This window comes from Streptomyces sp. NPDC057010 (genome assembly GCF_042673805.1).
GTDB lineage: Bacteria > Actinomycetota > Actinomycetes > Streptomycetales > Streptomycetaceae > Streptomyces.
In genome coordinates this window covers 75415-92146 of record NZ_JBHUSC010000016.1, presented here as the reverse complement: position 1 = coordinate 92146, position 16732 = coordinate 75415, and the positions used below count along the sequence as shown (strand labels likewise).

Genomic DNA, 16732 nt, shown 5'->3' with positions numbered 1-16732 from the left:
CACCCGAAGAAGCGATGCCCCAAGGATTTAAGAAGAGGCGCTCCAAGCATTTCGAGTATATGCCTCACTGCAGGAAAGTTCGATGTCAGTGACTCACCAAACTATTCATCGACTGTTGCAGGAATTCACTAGTATACGACTGTCTATAGCTCCCACTCGAAAGCCCAACGGCCCTTGCTTCATCGCCATCAATCAGCCTGACATCCCCTGCGGGCGTTTCGGCTGCACCAAACTCTCCAAAATCACGCCCCGGCCATACCGGGATCGGCGAGTGGTAAATTTCGGGTTCATCAGGGAAGGCCGAGAGTAGGGTTTCATCACGCCTGACCACTTCCCACGAACCATTCAGAACCTGCGCGTCATCACTGTAGACAGGGAATTTACACGCGCTGGAATGTTGAGGATTTACGGACGTCAAGGAATCAAACTTCCCCCGGAAGAGTCCGAGCGCGACCCCGAATCTGTTGCGTGCCACCACGATCACTGCGTACCAGCCGTCGTCAGCGGGAATTGCCAGGATGTCGCCAGCTTCGGGCTTGGCGGCACTTCCTGTCGCTGCGATTGAGAGCTGAGCAACCTCTCCGCTGGACACATCCAGTAGATTCGCCGCTTCGTTATTGATGAAACGCAATAGGATGTCCGCCAGATCGGATGGGGGCATAGGGCTCCCGGTTCTCCCATCGGACAAACCGGCAAGGAGATCGGCCGCGTCGGTAAACATCGAATCGCTCAATTCGGGCACCCTGGAGCCTTCTGGGCCGGAGTAGGTCGTTCCGTCCACCAGGGTAGCCTCAAACGCGAGAGGTGCGGAATAGATGCTATTCGACGACCACTCCAAGAGCTGCAGGAATTCCTTCAACGACGGAAGACTTCCAGCTCCTTCGGAGAATTCCAATACGATCGCCGCTAGTTTGACATTTGTGCGGTCGCCATTCACGGGCATCCTCCATTCTTGAACCTCTCGTATGCCAGATAGCCGGGCGTCTTTTTCGGGTCCATAGGGTTCTGGCGATTACCCCTATAGTTGGCGCCATCCTCTCCGATGTAGGTACCGAAGAAGTCTGTCATTCGCTGTTCAAGGAGACGGGATTGACCGTAGGTCCGTGTGCCCGGAAATACGTCCATTCTGTCGCCGTTTGCAGGGTTGTATCGATTATTGTTTCCAGCGTGGCGCCCCTGAACGGACGCCGGCGTTTCGTTCGGGCCAAACATGCCGCTGTAATAAGGTACGTTATTCCGATCCACCAGCACGTAATTGCTGTACCCTGGGCGGTCATATTTATCGAGGTCGAAACCTGCCCCGCCCGCGTTGTGAACAAGGATCGGAGTCTGCCCCGCCAGCACATAGTACGTGTGGACGTTCGCGATCGTCAGGTTGTGGACGGAAGCCTGCTGGCTTCGGCGCTCGATGCGCGAGATCCGTGCCTCTGTACCGTCCTCGGTGCCCAGAGACTGGCCGGGCATCAGGTCTGCCGCGTCGACCCACTGCTTGAGGGCCGGGATCCAAAAGGGGTGCTTGTCAGTAGCGGTGATGACGTTGGAGCCGGACCCGGTATCGATAGTGATTTCGACGAGGCTCTTGGTGCCTTGGCCGCTGATCCGAGCGACAACGTCTTCCGTGGAAGTTTCTCCGGTCTCGGGGTCAGTGGCCTGTACCTGATCCCCCGGCTGGATGTCCTCGATGGCCTTCGTCGTGCCATCTGCCAAGAGGACTAGCGTATGGGGCGAGAAGCTGTTGCACGAACCTATCTTTAGACGTCCCGGACCGTGAACGCCTCCGGTCTTGCCGTGCCCCCAGAGTTCCCCAAGGAACCCTGGGATCTGGTACCAGTCGGTTTCGGTGTTGACGCCTTGGCTAGCTATCCAATTGTCGAAGTCGCCGCCATAGTCGCAGCCGGGAGCGCCAGCTCCGCCATTCCAACAGTCACCGTCACCCAACCAGCCAAACAGTGATGAGGTGTGCGCGACACTGCTGATCGCTCCGTAGAAGAGCTGATCGACGAAGGTCGAGGGAACCTTCTCCTTTTTTAGCTTAACATCCTTAATCGCTTGCTTGAGATTCTGCTTAAGCGCCTTCTTTATATTGAACCGAGCTGGTGCATATGTCTGGTAGTACCGCCGCTGGCTGGATTGACTTGCGTACGTGATCTCGTGGGAGTTGGATGCGGTGATGACCGTGTGTCCGTGGCAGTTGTAGAGCGTTCCGCATTCTTCGCTCTTCAGGCCGCTCGGGTCGGCGCCGGTGATGGGGTTGCCGCCCGAGTAGGTGTAGCCGTTCATCTGGAGGGGGTCGGTGATGTCGATGATGGGGTCGACGGAGATGAAGCGGCCGGTGGTGGGGTCGTATTCGCGGGCGCCGATGTGGGTCAAGCCCGTGGTGGGGTCGTCTACGCCGGTGCCGAGGAAGGTTCGGTTGCCGGGCCAGTCGGAGGGTTGGGTGCCGCGGGGGTTGCCGTAGGGGTCGGACTTGCGGCGGGTGATTGCCTGGCCTGCGGCCTGGTCGACGCTGGCGGTTGCGGTGTTGTGGTGGTCGGTGAGCAGGACCGAGAGCTTGTGGCCGGTGGTCTTGCCGTTGGTGCGGCGGACTGTGGTGGGGCTGCCGGCGCTGCTGTAGTAGCGGACGGCGTCGATGGCCTGGCCGGCCTTGTTGACGGTGATCTCGGCTTCGCCGAGGTAGAGGGTGCGGGAGCTGCCGGTTTCCTCGATGAGGCGGTTTCCGGAGGCGTCGTAGAGGTAGGTGGTGGTGTCGGAGAAGGTCCACTGCTGCGCGGCGGAGCCGGTTACGCAGGTGTAGATGTCGAGGTTGTTGCCCTCGGTGGCGTTGTCGTTGGGCACGGTGACGCAGGCCTTGGCCTCCGTGCTGTAGAGGGTCTTGTCCTCGGCCCGGTAGGTGAACTTCTGCGTGGCCCTGCCGTCGCAGGCGTACAGGCGGGCCTTTCCGCCTTCGGCTGTGAGGCACTTGCCGAGGGCCTGGACGGTGTCGCCGGTGATGCGCCACTGCTGGGACTTCGTCTCGTTGCAGGACAGCAATTGGACCGGGGTGCCGTCGGCCGTGTTGCCGTTCTCGACGTCGAGGCATTTGCCGGCGAGGCCGGTGACGGCCGTGGCGCCGATTCCGGGACTGGTGGCAGAGGTGAGTTGGTTGAGGCGGTTCCAGCTCAGGGTCTGGGCGTCGCCGTCGATGCGCCGGGTCTTGGTGTTTCCGGCCGCGTCATAGGTGTAGGTGGACAGGGAGTCGACGGTGGAGCCCGCCGTCTTGGTCGTCTTCTTGACCTCTGCCAGCGCGTGGGGCTGCTTCTTGACGGGCGGCTGGGCTCCTCCCCCGAGTTCCACGCCGTACTTGTACGTCGTCGTGTCGTCCAGAGACGCGTTGGTGACGTCGCGGTCGATGAGCTGGGTGCGGTTGCCGATCGCGTCGAACTGGTACTCCTGCCAGTAGCCGTCACCGTCCGGTCCTGCGGAGACGTCTGCCAGGGTGGGGCCGGTGCAGTCCGCCGTCTTCCCGGTCCAGGCCTTGGTGAGCTGGCCCATCGCGTCGTAGGAGAAGCACTCGTGCTCTGTGCGGGGGGCGGGCTGGGCGTCGGTTCCCGGCTGGGTGTTTGTGATGGTGGTCGGGTTGCCGACCGTGTCGTACTTGTAGGTGAGCGATGAGATGAGGTTGGTGGGCGCCGAAGCGGGGCTGGTGCGGGTCTCGCGGTGGCTGCTCGCTTCGGTGATCCGCCCGGTGTGGGAGTTGAACTTGTTCGTCGTCCACACCCGGTTGGGCGCATTGCCGGAGGCAGTGCGCAGGACCTGGCCGAAGGGACTGTAGATGGTGTCGGCGGTGTACCAGGACAGCCCCGACATGGTCTGCACCATGCCGTCGGTGTTGTACCGGGTGATCAGTTTCTCGGCGGCCAGGCCGCCCGGGGTGGCGGGGAGGGTCGTCGACTGGACCTTGCCTGTGGGGGTGTAGGTGGTGCTGTAGGCGTAGGTGCCGGCGAGCCCCTTCGTGGCGGCGACGTCCGGGATCGTGGTCTTCGATCCGGTGGGCCGGTACTCGGTGTCGTAGCCGGTGACTTCGCTCGTGTACGCGGCGCCGGCCCAGTAGCGGATGGAGGCGACGGGTTGTCCCTTGGCACCAGGCAGGGTGTCGTAGGTCCAGGCCGAGATGAGGGAGCCGGCCGCGGTGTCGGCACGCACGTCGGTCTTGCGGCCGAGCACGTCGTATGCGGTGAACTGGGCAGCGCCGGCGGCGTTCGTCGTGGAGACCTGCTGGTCGAGGTCGTTGTAGGTGAACTTCGACGTGCCCATGTCGGGGTCGGTGGACGAGGTCATCCGGCCGCGGGCGTCGTAGGCGTACGTCCAGTTGTTGCCGGCAGGGTCGGTGACCTTGGCGAGTTTTCCGCGTACGTCGTAGGCGTAGGTCGTCTTGTTCGCTGTGGGGTTGGTGGTGGGGTCGAGGTTGGTGGTGGTGTAGTGCGCGACCTCGGTGGTGCGGTTGAGGGCGTCAGTGGTGGTCTTGACCGCGCGGCTGCCCGAGAGCGGGGTGGCCCCGCTGGGGGACATGGCACTGCGGGTCAGGGTCCAGTCGCCGCCGTACTGGGTGATGGCGGACTGCTGGGCGATGCCCTTCTCCAGGGTGGTGGTGCGCACGGCGCGCCCCAGACCGTCGTATGCGATCTGGGTGGAGTTGTGGACCTCGGTCATCGACTGCGGGACGAAGATGGTCGTCTCCAGGCCGCCTTCGGCGTGGTAGCCGTTGTTGGTCTGGCTGACGGTGCCGTTCGCGGTGTGCAGGGTGTCGGTGATCAGGCGTCCGCCGCCGGGGGCTTCCGTCTGGGTCTGGCGGGGGCGCAGCAGGCCGTCGTAGATCGCGATCGAGGTGCTGTAGGTGCCGTTGTCCTTGAGCGCGTGGGAGGTGACGACCGGCGCCTTGAGTTCGGCGATCTGGTACTCGAACTTGTAGGCGGGCTTGTCGGTCGGCTTCTGCGACGGTGTCCGGACCTCGGTGGTGCGGCCGAGTTCGTCGTAGGTCGTGGTGACCTTGCGGTCGTTGGCGTCGGTCGCCTCCAGCACGCTTCCCCGGGCGGGATCGAGCTTGGTCGTCACCGTGTGGCCGAGGGCGTTCGTCGCGGTGACGGTGAACGCAGGTCCGGTTGCCGGGCTGAAGGAAGAGGTCGAGGGTGTGTTGGCGGCGTCGAAGGTCTTGACGGGCCGTCCCAGCGCGTCGTATTCGGTGCGCCCGGAAGTCACCCAGCCGGTGCCTGCGGCGTCGAGGCTGTCCACCTGGTAGGGGAGGCCCTTGGTGGGGGCCGTACCGAAGGCGTTCACCGCGTCGTAGGACGTACGGGCGGCGCTGAGGAGCGTTCCGGCAGCGATGCCGGCGTCGGTGCAGTCGCCGGTTGTCTCGCGGACCTCGGACGGCAGGCCGATGAGGTTGCTCGCGGTGTTGTGGACGTAGGTGGGTTTGCTGCAGGACTGCTGGATGGTGGTCCAGCCGGTGCCCTTGTTCTCCATGACATCGGTCTGCGTGGTCTTGAGCAGGCCGTACGTGTCCTCGGGAACGTTGCGGGTGCGCACCATGCGGTACTTGCCGCCGCTGACCGACTGGATCTCGTCGGTCCGGTCGACGCCCTTGCGGTAGGCCACCAGATCGGTGGTGCCGGGCCGGGTGCGCCTCGCTGTTTCCTTGCTCTGTGGCCAGGTCAGGTGGCGGTTCTCGACGGTGCCGCCGGCCTTCGTGTACACGATGGTTTCTGCGGCTTGTCCTTGGTACTGGGGCAGGTCCTCGCCGAGGTCCTCGGTTCCGGTGGAGTCCTTGACCGTGATCTTGGCGGCGGGGGTGGACATGCCGCGGAAATAGCGGGTGCGGGTCTGCGACTGCTCGGTGGCGGTGGGCTTGCCCGCGTTGGCGGTCTCGCCTTGCGTGGTGACGACGCTGGCGTAACCGTGCCACCGGCTGTAGGTGCGCAGTACGGGCTTGGTGAACTCGTCGTCCTCCTTGGCCCAGCCTGCACCACCTTCGTAGGTGTAGCTGGTGGTGACGTCTGTCTGGCGGGCGACGCGGTCCCTTTCGACCACCCGGTCCACGACGTACTTGTTGAACCACTCGATCGGGGTCTTCTCCGGTTCCAGCTCCGGATCCGGGGACCAGTGGACGGGGAAGCAGCGGGTGGTGTTCGCCTCCGGCGCGGGGTGGCTGGTGCCTACCGGGCAGGGGTCGGAGTAGTCGACGTAGATCTCGCCGCCGGTTTCCGTGCGGATGGTCTCCACGCGCAGGCGATCGAAGTCAGGCGTCGCGTCCGGCTTGCCGGTCTTCGGGTCGGTGCCCTTCGACACCCGGTTGGGCATGTCGACCTTGTTGGCGAGGAAAGAGACCGCCGGCAACGACACGCCGCTGGTGCTGTCCTTGGGGCCGTATCCGGTGCGGGTGATGGACTCCAGCCACAGCGGGGGGTGGGTGTCGGTCCGCTGTCTGGGAAGCGACTGGGTCAGGGCCCACTGATCGACCTTCGTCAGGGCCGTGGTGCCCTCGGTGCGCTGCCCGTACGTGGTGACGGCGGACAGGCGCTTACGCGACCAGAAGGTCGGCGAGGAGACGTAGCAGTTCGGCGCGTCCATCTTGCAGTGCAGGGTGGTGGGGGTGTCCCACCACCCGCGCGTGTCGTCGGCGTTCTTGGAGTCGAACTGCGCATCGCCGCACTTGGTGTCGCGGTTCTCGAAGCAGCGTTCCTCCACCTTGAACTCGACGCGGCCGGCAGGGGCTCCGGCAAGGTTGTCAGCGCGCAGGCCGTAGAGGATGCGGGTCGGGTAGCCGCCGCGGATGTAGCCGACCTTGGCGCGGTCCTTCTCCGTGAACTTCTCGTTCTTGGCGTACCGGTTTTCTTCCTTCGCCCAGTCGATGACCATGGCGTTGCCGTGCACGTCCTCGACGTAGTCGAGGTTCCAGCGCCAGGCCTGGGTGCAGGAGGAGTTTGCGTACGCCGTCTGGTAGCAGGGCTCGCCCGGGTGGTTGCCGAAGACGGGAACGGTGAAGACGGAATCGGTGACGGTCCGCGGCGAGGTGCCGTCGCCGTGCGTTCCCACGTTGTGGCGGCCGTAGTGATAGCGCATGCCGTCGCGGGTGGTGACGACCCAGTACTCGCCGTCCTTCGCGCCGTTGGTGCTGCCGGTCTTGAGCTCGACCCTGGAGCCGTCATCGGACGTGGGAATCCACTTGCCGGTTGCGGCGTCGTGGACGAGTTCGGTCGTTGCGCCGCCGAGGGACAGGACCACGTTGTCCCCGGCCCAGCAGAGGTCCCCCTTCTTCTTGTCGGTGGCGTTGTCGTTGTTGGGCTTGCTGGGCGTGGCCTCGCGGTCGTCGGCGCAGGGGCGGTAGCGGCGCTCGATGAAGCCCGGGTTGTAGTCCCAGCCGTCACCGACCCAGGAGGCCTGGCCGTTGGTCACGGACGTCTTGCCGTCGACGGCCTGGGAGGAGTACGAAAACGCGATGGAGGGCGTGGGACCGGCCGGAGCCGGGGGGACGGCTAGCGGATAGGTCCAGGAGAACCCGCCCCCGCTACCGCCGGCCGTCCAGGAGCCGGAGGGGGACAGGGACGTGGCCTTGTACGTACCACCCGCACCCGCCGCGCCATCGGAGGCGGCCAGGACCATGGTGCCCGCGGCACCGCCCGTCATCGTGCGCAGGCCCTGCACGGGCGCGCTGGTCGGATCGACGGTCGCAATGACCTTCTTCTCGGACGGCAGGTTGGTACTCGGGACGTCCCTGGAGACCGAGCACTCAGGGAGATCGGGGGTGGTCAGGAAGCACTCGGGAAGCTGCTTCAGCTTCAGACGGCTGGCCCACTCGGTGCCGTAAAGGTCCCTGAACTTCGCGTAGTCCAGCTTGACGTCGACCGGAGTCGACGCGTCGGCAGGCGGAGTGATCTTGATGAGGGCGCCATCGACGTTGGCGGCCTCGGTCACGGCGCGCGCCTCGACGGCCACCGACCAGGTACCCGACGGTGCGGTACCGGTTCCTTCGGTCTTCCCGAGACTGACGGGAAGGGTGCCGACCTGCGTGAATTCGACACCGGCGGTAGGCACCAGGGCGACGCTGCCAGAGCCGGCGGCCGGCGGCGTGACCTGCGAGGCCTCGTAGCCAGGAGGCGGTGGGGCCGCTTCGCCTTCCCAGCCCTTGAGCTTCGCGGCCTCGACCGCGTCAAGTTTGGCCTTGAGGTCCTGTTGGAGGCTGGGCAGTTCGACGCCGGCGCGGTCGCCCGGCGGCGCCGCCCAGGCCTCGATCGGTAGCAGAGATGCAAGCAGCATCACGGACAGCGTGATGCCGGTGCGCCCGGCGAGGCGCGCGCGTTTCGCGCGCGCTCTCCTGTTTCCGGGCAGGCGGAAATTGTTCGCCGAGAACGGCGACATGTGGACCCCCCCACGCTCTGCCGCCGCGGCGATGGCACACGGCCGACAGGGAACTGACAATTAGCCAGCTGATTCTGCGGCCCGTGGATCAGAAAATCTACGGTTCCGATATCACGTGTGGGCTTTGTCACTTTACCGACTGCATACCCTGGGGCAATCGAAGCAAATCGGGTGCAATTGGCAGGTCGATTGGCCATCTCGGGGGGTGAAGATGTCAGACCGATGGTTCATGCTTGCTCGCACCTCTTTGCGTGAACGGCGGGCGGGGAGCATGCCTTTCACGTCTTTTTAGGCCAGTGGCCGGAATCATTTGTGAGTGCCGAGGGCAGCGGAAATACGCGCCCGAGGGGGGAGAAGTACACCTGTGTCTGTCAGTGAATCGCTGGACGACAGTCCGCCAACGACTGTTGTGGAAAAGGAAGTTACCGCGCAGCGGATACGCCGCTGGTTCCAGCGGCGCCGGACGGTGGGCGGCCTCGCTGCCCTGCTCGCGGTGGCTGTGGCTGTGCCCGTCGGAGTGCATGTGGTGGGACGCGGGGCGCAGAAGCCTCGGGCCGCCAACGAGGGGGCTCCCATCGCCGAGCCGGAAGCGCGCCGCCTGGCCGAGAAGAGCGCCAAGGAGGTCGAGGTCACCGCCGCGCGAAGTGCGAACACCACGACGTGGGCGCGACCTGACGGGACGTTCCGCAAGCAGATCTTCAGTGCCGCCTTCCGTGCCAAGGTGGGCGACCAGTGGAAGCCGATCGACACCGCCCTCGAGCGTGTGGAGGGCGGATACGCGGCCAAGGCGGTCAACGGGCGCGTCGTCTTCAGTGCAGGTTCCGGCAAGCCGGCCGATGGCGGGAATCGTGCGTCGCGGAGTGTGAGCCGGGTGTCCCTGACGCAGGACACGCCTGGTGAGGTGTGGACCGATCTGGTCCGCCTGAACACCGATGGGCACGACATGGTGGTCAGCTGGCCCGGAGCCCTGCCCGAGCCGGTGATCGACGGTCCGCGGGCGCTGTACGAGAACGTGCGGCCCGGGATCGACCTGGTGATGACGGCTCAGGACGGCGGGTACTCGCACGTGCTCGTCGTCAAGGACAGGCAGGCCGCGGCCGATCCCCTGCTCGGGCAGCTGAAATACCGGCTCGCCTCGCCCGACCTGGCGTTCCGCTTGGACGGCCCCTCCGGCGCGGTCAGCGCCCAGGACGACAAGGGCACCGAGATCGCAGGCTCGCCGACGCCCATGATGTGGGACTCCAGCGGCAAGGTCGCCACCACCGACGACGAGCCGGCCTGGATTGCGCCCGAGGCCGCCAAGCAGCATCCGACGCTGGGGCTCACCGGTCTGGCGGGAGCGGAGGGCGCCCGGCTCAAGCCCGCAAAGGCCGGGCTCGCCGACGGCATTCTTTCCCTTACCCCGGACGCTTCTTTGCTGAGCGCTCCCGAGACGGTGTATCCGGTGTTCATCGACCCCTCGTTCAAGGGGCACAAGAACTCCTGGACGCTGCTTTACAAGACGGAAGGAAACTCCTCCTTCTACAACGGCCAGAACTACAACGCGAGCGGCACGAACGAGGCCCGCGTCGGATACGAGTCCACCACCGGCGGCACCTCGCGGTCCATCTTCAACTTCGATTTCGGCGGCGAGCTCCACGGCGCCGGCATCATTTCGGCCAACGTACGTGCGCTGCAGACATATTCCTGGTCGTGCGAGCAGAAGCGGATGAACATCTTCTCGACTCCGTACATCACCTCCTCGAGCACCTGGAACAGCACGAACAACGCCGACTATTGGGCGTGGGTGGTCTCCAATGAAATGTCGGGGTACGGCTACAACAGCTCGTGCCCGGACAACTGGATCGCGCCCAGCATCAAGGACCTGGTCGGTCACGCAGCCGCCAACGGCTGGGGCGGCCTGTCGCTCGGTTTCGCAGCCCCGGACGAGTCGAACGAGTACTACTGGAAGAAGTTCATCGCCAACGGCGAGACCGCCCCGTACATCGAGGTCGTCTACAACACCCCGCCGGACACCCCCCTCGCGTTGAACATGCTCACCGTCCCGGGCGGCCCGTGCCTGACCAGCGGCTCCGGTACCGCCATCGGCAAGACGAACGTCACCTTCCAGGTCAAGGGCACCGACCGCGACGGCAACCTCCAGCAGGTCCAGATCGAGGTGTGGGACGCCGCCAGCGGCGCGCAGGTCTTCAAGCAATGGCTGTGGCCGAACTCCGACGGCGTGGTCACCCAGGAACTCCCCTTCGACGCCTTCACGTCCGGCAGGAAGTACTACTGGCTGTCCCGCACCATGGACTGGGACGGCTGGATGTCCCCGGGCAGCGGCCCGGCCGACTCCGGGGGCGGCGGCTGGTGCACCTTCACCGTCGACCACACCGTGCCGCCCAGCCCTGCCGTCCGCTCCACGCACTTCCCGGCGCCCGGCCCCGACAGCGCCGAGTGGAGCGTGAACCCCGCGAGCACGCCCGACCAGGTGGTCGAGATCCTGGGCAACGGCGTCAAGGCCGAGGACATCGGCGAGTACCAGTGGAGCCTGAACCGACCGATGTGGGACCACAAGGCCGTACCGACGGCTGGTGACCTCGCCACGATCAAGCTCCAGGTCGACACCGCAGGCCCCAACGTCCTCTACGTCCGCACCCTCAACAAGGCCGGCAACATCTCCGGCCAGACCGAGTACCTGTTCTACGTCCGCCCCAGGCCGGGCCTGGACAAGCCCGGCGACGCCACCGGTGACGGCTTCGCCGACCTCTTCGCCATCGACAAGGACGGCAACCTGCGCTCCTACGCGGGCGACGCCGTCGGCGACACCGACGCCTACATCCTCGGAGCCGTGGACAATGGCAAGCCCGTCGCCCCCGGCTACTGGAAGGACCCGGCCACCGGAAAGCCCGCGCTGATCGGACACTCCACCGACTGGTTCCCCGGCGACGGCCTCACCGACCTCATCGCCCGCATGCCCGACGGCAAGCTGTATGTCTACCCGGGCCTGGGCATAGGGCAGTTCGACGTCGGCCGCCGCATGGAGGTCCTGCTGCCACAGGGCGCACCCGATCCCGCGACGCTGACGCAGATCGTCGTCACCGAGGACGTCACGGGCGACGGGCTGGCGGACATGTTCGCCCTCGGCGCCGGCGGCGACACCTTCTGGGCCTTCACCGGCTACACGGGCGCCAGCTTCACCTCCGTCAAGCAGATCGGCAATCCGGGCTGGAAGGCGCGTGACCTCATCGGTGTCCGCGACGTCTCCGGAGACGGCATCGCCGACCTGCTCTTCCGCGACGACGCCAACCCCGACCGCGGCCTCATCCTGCGCAAGGGCAAGGCAGGCACCAACGGCGGCGTCGACCTCAACTCCCTCGCCACAGCAGCCGCCTCCAACGGCGGCAAGGACATCACCTACGCCACCTCGGGATGGGGCCGCGCCAGCTACCCCATGCTCCTGGGCACCCGCGACGCCACAGGCGACGGCATCCCCGACATCTGGGTCGTGGGCACCTGGGGCCACCAGTGGCTCTACCAGGGCACCACCACCGCCATCGGCGGCCCCACCGGCCGCGACGAAGACGGCTGGAGCACCTTCCTCACCATCGGCTAGCAGTACCTGCTACGCCACAGCGGCCCGGCTTCACTCGAAGCCGGGCCGCTGTGGTCCGCACGGCCAAGTCTGTTGTCCAGACTCCTCAGCCGACCCAAGGGGTTGCGGGGGGACTGAGGGGGCGGGCGCGAGTGCCATGAGTACGGTGCCCGCTTTACCGGCACCGTGGCTGCCTACGCCCCCCGCACCGGAGCGACTGCACGAGGGATGGGACAGCCGGTGCCGGGAACGACCGAGTTGTCGACGTTCGCGCCTACGTGGTCCGGAATCTACGCGTAAGGCCCCAGCCAGAGAGGGTCCGGCTGCATTCGGCATCGGTGGTCGCGCGGATCTGCCGGTCATGATGGGGGGCATGAGCAGTCATCAGACCCTTGTTGTCGCAGCCGCGCAGGCGGCCGGTTCTTGTCCGGTAGGGGAGGAGTCCGCGTGGCAGGCGCGGGTACGGGGGCTGGCCGTCGACTTGTTCGTGCTGGGTGACGTCGTGGCCCGGGACATTCAACGGCTGGCTGCGGCGACGCGGTTTCCCGCGACGCTGTTGGGCGTCACGGTCGAGGCGTCGAGCACGCGGGGTGTTCTGTTGTTGCGCAACGTCTCGGGCGAGCTGGAGCCGGCCATCCGTACGGATCGGGGCGACACGGATGCGGGGGCGGCGATGATTGCCAGGGCTCAGGGGCTGGTGGGGCGGCGGGTGCTGGTCTACAAGGAGATGGAGGCCCTGGCGTCGAACCCGATGCACAAGGCGCGGGTCGTGGTGCACTTGATGGATCTTGGCCCGGAGACAGAAGTGATCGGCGAGGACGAGGCCAAGGGGCACGTCCTTCAGGCAGCCGACGGCAACAGGGATCTAGCGCTGCGCGCCTGGCAGGAGGCCGCTCTCCCGGAACGCGGGCCGGTGACCGCAGCGCAGTTGGGTGGTGCCCTTGCCGGCGTGCAGGTGGTGGGGCAAGGGTAGGACTCCGCTCCCCGGATACGCGGGGATGACTCCGGCTTCATCATCAAGCAGCTCGCCCTGACCCGCTGCTCCCCGCCACCCCGCGGGGATGACCCCAAGCCCGCCTACTTCGTCCGGGTCTCTCCTGCGCCCCGCAGATGCAGGGATGACCCACTCTCGCGACCCTCAGCCGGTACTGCTCGCATACGCCCAGTCGACGGGCGGCTGACCGCGCCCGATTGCCGTCGGGTGGTAGCCGGCATTGGTGAGAGGAGGGAGAGACGATGTGCCCCTACGCTCACCGTCATGGCTGATCAGATACAGAAGATCGTGACGGACTTGCCGACGCTGATGAACGTCGCCGGCGTGTGGGAGGTGGCGGACAGCCGCTTCGCGCAGGGGGATGCTGCCTTCTGCGCAGACCTGGGCATCGCTCTTGCCAAGGAGTACGGCGCCCGTGGCGCGCAGCTGTGGCAGTACCGAAGTGTCTTCGACCATCTGTTGAAGCTCCTTGCCACCACGGCTGGCAGCCGCGGGAATGTCGTCCAGACACTCCGGCTGGTCACATCGTCCGAGATCAGGAGCCGGAAGCTGGACCGCTACACCGCCTCGTTGCTGGCATCCAGCCATGAGCCGAAGGATTTCGCCCCGGTGTTCAGCGGGAGTGCTTCCGAGGAGCTTCGCGCCTGTCTGGTCCACGAGCTGGTACTCAGGGATGTCGTCGTGGCGGAGGCGCCGGGGGTCGCGGAGTGGGCGACATCGCCGCATTGGCGTCATCACCCGCTGGGATGGCTGCCCTTGACTCTGTCCGATGTGGAAGGGCGACCGGATCTACCCACCTACAGCATCGGCGGCCGCAGCCACGCGATGCCGTACGGTGCCTCGGACAGCCGCGAAATGGCAGTGGTCGCCAGCGTGCCTGTTCCATCGGTGGTGGAGACGACCACCGACGCCGAAGCCGCTCTGATGGCCAGGGCCGTGGCAAATTGGGCCGAGGAGTCCAACGGGCGCATTGAGGCGCGGGTCTTCGCTCTCGGGGACCCTCTGGGCGAGGCGGCGGTTCCGAACCTGCTCCTGGCTCTGGGGTTGGAGAGCCTGAACGGGGTGGGCGGGAAGTCCCCGCTCTCCGTCGCCGTCTGTCCGCCGGCTCATGCATGGGAAGAGCTCTTCGCTGCGGCGTCCACGGGAGGGGCGTACAACTCCGGTTCTCACGGTGCGTACGGGCGCCTGGCGGCGTGGCAGTCCCTGGCTGGGCTTGCCGGAGTCATGGAGGGCGCCGCCTTCGGCGAGGTCGAGGCGCGCGTACGGGAATGCACGTGGCTGGGTTTCAGCGCGGACACGGAGTGGTTCGAGCGTGTGGCCTGGGACATCGGTGTGGTTGCTGTCTCCCCGGACCGCCGACGTGTGGCGGTGCTCGCCGCTACGGATACGGACTGATGTGTTGGTGTGCCGGGTGGTGAACGTCGCTCGGTTCCCTGTCGCGGAGGGGCTGAGAACTACGGTCGAGCCCGACTGTGGAGGTCAGAAGGGCTCTTCGGGGTCGGCGTCGAGTCTGGCTTCGAGGGTGCTGGCCCAGTGGCGGGCCCAGGTTCGTACGGCCGTGATGGCGTTCTGGTCGAGGCCGTAGGCGGCGAATTCCTCGTCGTCGTACCAATCGGCGCCGGCGAGGCGGTCGTGCAGGTCGTCGAGGCGGAAGTTGTCCCGGCCGTGGCGTCGGCCGAGGCGTTCGAGGTCGGTGAGGGTGCGGTGCTGGGCGGCGGCGTGGACGTCGATGATGTCGCGGACCGCCCCGCGGTCGGCGAGGGCGCGGACCTTCGTGCCGATGACGTCGTCGAAGGCGAGGACGGGTCCGTAGGGGGTGGGCTCGGGGGCGGCCCAGAGGTTCTCCTTGAGTACGTCGACCTCGCACTCGGCGCCGTCGGCCGGGTCGGTGACCATCAGCCGGGCGGAGAGCGGGTCGACGCCGATGACGGCGATGTGCCAGCCGCGGGCGGTCAGCTGGCGGGCGAGGTCGGCGGCGATGTCCGCCATGGGGGCGGGGTTCTCGGTGGCGACGTCGAGATCCTGGCTGAGCCGGTCGACGAGGCCGTGGGCCTGGACTGCGTATCCACCGGTGATGACCAGCGGGTACGGGCTGCCGATGGCGATGACGTCGGCGAGCAGCCGGCGGTGGAGGTCGGTCAGGTTCACGCAGCGGCGCTCGAGTGGTCCGTCAGCCGGGGGAAGGCGTCTTCCCACACCTGCCGGACGTGCCGGCTGACCAGTGTGCGCAGGACGGGCCACTGCGCGGCGAGGAGGCCCTCGTCGAGGAGGGCGGTCAGGTCCTCGCGGTGGCCTTCGGCCAGGACGGTCCGGTAGAGGCTCATGCGCTGGCGCGGCCGGTCGAGGTCGTACGCGCGCATCCCGGACCAGGCCACGTGGAGGGGAAGCTCGACGGTGCCGGAGACCGGCCCGGCCAGGTCGGCCAGGGACGCGGGCAGGCGCGCGGCGTAGCGGGCGCGCAGAACGTCGGCGGCGGAGGCCGGCGGTACGGGCGGCACGGGCGGGCGGGACATCGTGGCCATGGGCCCAGTATCCCGTGCCACGCGGGTCTCCCGCAGCACTCCGGCGACGCTGTGCGCACGATCCTCACCGGTGGCGTGGTTTGCGCAGGTCACACGGCTACGGGTGACCGGTGGCCGTCAGGTGCCGGCGGGGTCGGCGGGGCAGAACTGCTCGAGGAGGAGGGGGGTACCGAGGGCGAGGGTGACCAGGCGGCGGTGTGCGGCTTCGAGGGTGCGGCGGGCGGCGGGGAGGCCGGCGGGGGGTGTGGGGCGGCCGTCGCGGGGGCGGCCGGGGGCGGTGGTGACCCAGAGCTGGTGGACGTCGCCGCCGTGGAGGGTCTTGCGGTGGCCGGCGGTGAGGGCGTGGTGGGTGTCGTGCCAGCGGGCGAGGGCGTGGCGGCTGGCGGTGTCGAGGGGGTACCAGGCTCCGGCGGCACGGGCACGGGGGAGGGGGCGTTCGAGCTGGACGTCGTCGAGGGTCATGGGCTGTAGGTGGGCGAGCCCGTGGCCGGTGGTGACGGCGAGGGCGATGAGGGCGACGGTGCGTTCCCAGGTGGCGGGGAGGATGCCCTCGGGCGGGTGGGCGGTGAGGAGCCTCAGGGTGCGGTGGGCTTCGGTCGGGGTGAGGCGGGGGGCGAACTCGGGCTTGGGCACGGTGAGGGCGAGGGGGCGGCCGGCGTGTGCGGAGAAGGTGTTGAGGGTGCTGGTGCGCGCGGCCATGGAGTTGGCGGAGGCGGGGGCCGCGGGTCCGCGCAGGCTGTTGCGCCTGCGGGTCTCGCCGCGGGCGGCAGCGTCGAGCCAGGCGGTGGCGTGGGCGGGGTCGAGGAGGTCGGCGAGAGTGAGGTCGGCTTCGCGGCAGCCGCGGGCGGTGGCGAGGTGTGCGGCGTACTCCTGCAGGTAGGTGTGCCGCAGGGAGCGGGTGGATGTGCCGGGGAGGGAGGAGAGGAAGGAGGTGAAGGCCGCGCGGCCGGAGCCGGAGGTGTGGCGGGGTTCCGGTGCCCTGCTCATGAGAAAACCTTCCAGGGTTCGTAGCATTCGCTCGTCCCAGTCAGAATAAGAGCAAGATGCTTGCGCCGCACCAGGCCCCCCGTCGCAGCTGGCCTATCGTTTCGGTTCGTGTCGAGCCGATTTGCCTCGTGCAGTCCCGTACCGGACATCGCGCGCCTCTCCGCTCCCGGAACGGGAGCCAACCAGGGGAGGCGACGGGTAATGGAGGAGCCACGCTTCTTGCTCTTATTTTCCTCGACGGCTGCCGGAGGGGTCAGGAAC

The 16732-nt window shown here is 67.0% G+C and carries 8 protein-coding genes; 3 read left to right on the top strand and 5 right to left on the bottom strand.

Translation table 11 applies throughout. From position 1 onward, the window contains the following. Positions 1–85: 85 nt before the first annotated feature. Together ACFTXQ_RS16825 and ACFTXQ_RS16820 are read right to left on the bottom strand one after the other, a co-directional pair. Entirely contained in the window at positions 86–937 is an 852-nt protein-coding gene (locus tag ACFTXQ_RS16825) for a hypothetical protein (RefSeq protein WP_382641377.1), read from the bottom strand. Beyond that, complete coding sequence (locus tag ACFTXQ_RS16820; protein ID WP_382641375.1) at positions 934–8289, bottom strand: polymorphic toxin-type HINT domain-containing protein; 7356 nt, start codon at positions 8287–8289, stop codon at positions 934–936. The genes ACFTXQ_RS16825 and ACFTXQ_RS16820 overlap by 4 nt, the downstream gene beginning before the upstream one ends. 511 nt (positions 8290–8800) lie before the next feature. Between ACFTXQ_RS16820 and ACFTXQ_RS16815 the strand changes: the two genes are divergently transcribed. From ACFTXQ_RS16815 to ACFTXQ_RS16805, 3 genes are all read left to right on the top strand, one after another. Beyond that, on the top strand, positions 8801–11989 hold the full coding sequence (locus ACFTXQ_RS16815; RefSeq protein WP_382641373.1) for a VCBS repeat-containing protein: 3189 nt from the start codon (positions 8801–8803) through the stop codon (positions 11987–11989). A 352-nt stretch (positions 11990–12341) separates the two neighbouring features. Further along, on the top strand, positions 12342–12941 hold the full coding sequence (locus ACFTXQ_RS16810; RefSeq protein ID WP_382641371.1) for a hypothetical protein: 600 nt from the start codon (positions 12342–12344) through the stop codon (positions 12939–12941). A gap of 285 nt (positions 12942–13226) precedes the next feature. Then, positions 13227–14357 (top strand): DUF6183 family protein, encoded by a 1131-nt coding sequence (locus ACFTXQ_RS16805; protein WP_382641369.1) that lies wholly within the window; start codon positions 13227–13229, stop codon positions 14355–14357. 84 nt (positions 14358–14441) lie between these two features. Here ACFTXQ_RS16805 and ACFTXQ_RS16800 read toward each other — a convergent pair whose 3' ends face one another. The 3 genes from ACFTXQ_RS16800 to ACFTXQ_RS16790 form a co-directional block, all read right to left on the bottom strand. Continuing rightward, complete coding sequence (locus ACFTXQ_RS16800) at positions 14442–15110, bottom strand: nucleotidyl transferase AbiEii/AbiGii toxin family protein (protein ID WP_382641367.1); 669 nt, start codon at positions 15108–15110, stop codon at positions 14442–14444. Continuing rightward, on the bottom strand, positions 15107–15484 hold the full coding sequence (locus tag ACFTXQ_RS16795) for a hypothetical protein (RefSeq protein WP_382641365.1): 378 nt from the start codon (positions 15482–15484) through the stop codon (positions 15107–15109). Before ACFTXQ_RS16795 ends, ACFTXQ_RS16800 begins: the two co-directional genes overlap by 4 nt. 117 nt (positions 15485–15601) lie before the next feature. Next, on the bottom strand, positions 15602–16471 hold the full coding sequence (locus ACFTXQ_RS16790) for a hypothetical protein (RefSeq protein WP_382641363.1): 870 nt from the start codon (positions 16469–16471) through the stop codon (positions 15602–15604). Positions 16472–16732 lie beyond the last annotated feature (261 nt).

Bases quoted from the DNA above. Each gene is read 5' to 3' on its own strand.
- ACFTXQ_RS16805 (WP_382641369.1), top strand. From the start codon at position 13,227: ATGGCTGATCAGATACAGAAGATCGTGACGGACTTGCCGACGCTGATG.
- ACFTXQ_RS16790 (WP_382641363.1), bottom strand. From the start codon at position 16,471: ATGAGCAGGGCACCGGAACCCCGCCACACCTCCGGCTCCGGCCGCGCG.
- ACFTXQ_RS16820 (WP_382641375.1), bottom strand. From the start codon at position 8,289: ATGCTGCTTGCATCTCTGCTACCGATCGAGGCCTGGGCGGCGCCGCCG.
- ACFTXQ_RS16795 (WP_382641365.1), bottom strand. From the start codon at position 15,484: ATGGCCACGATGTCCCGCCCGCCCGTGCCGCCCGTACCGCCGGCCTCC.
- ACFTXQ_RS16810 (WP_382641371.1), top strand. From the start codon at position 12,342: ATGAGCAGTCATCAGACCCTTGTTGTCGCAGCCGCGCAGGCGGCCGGT.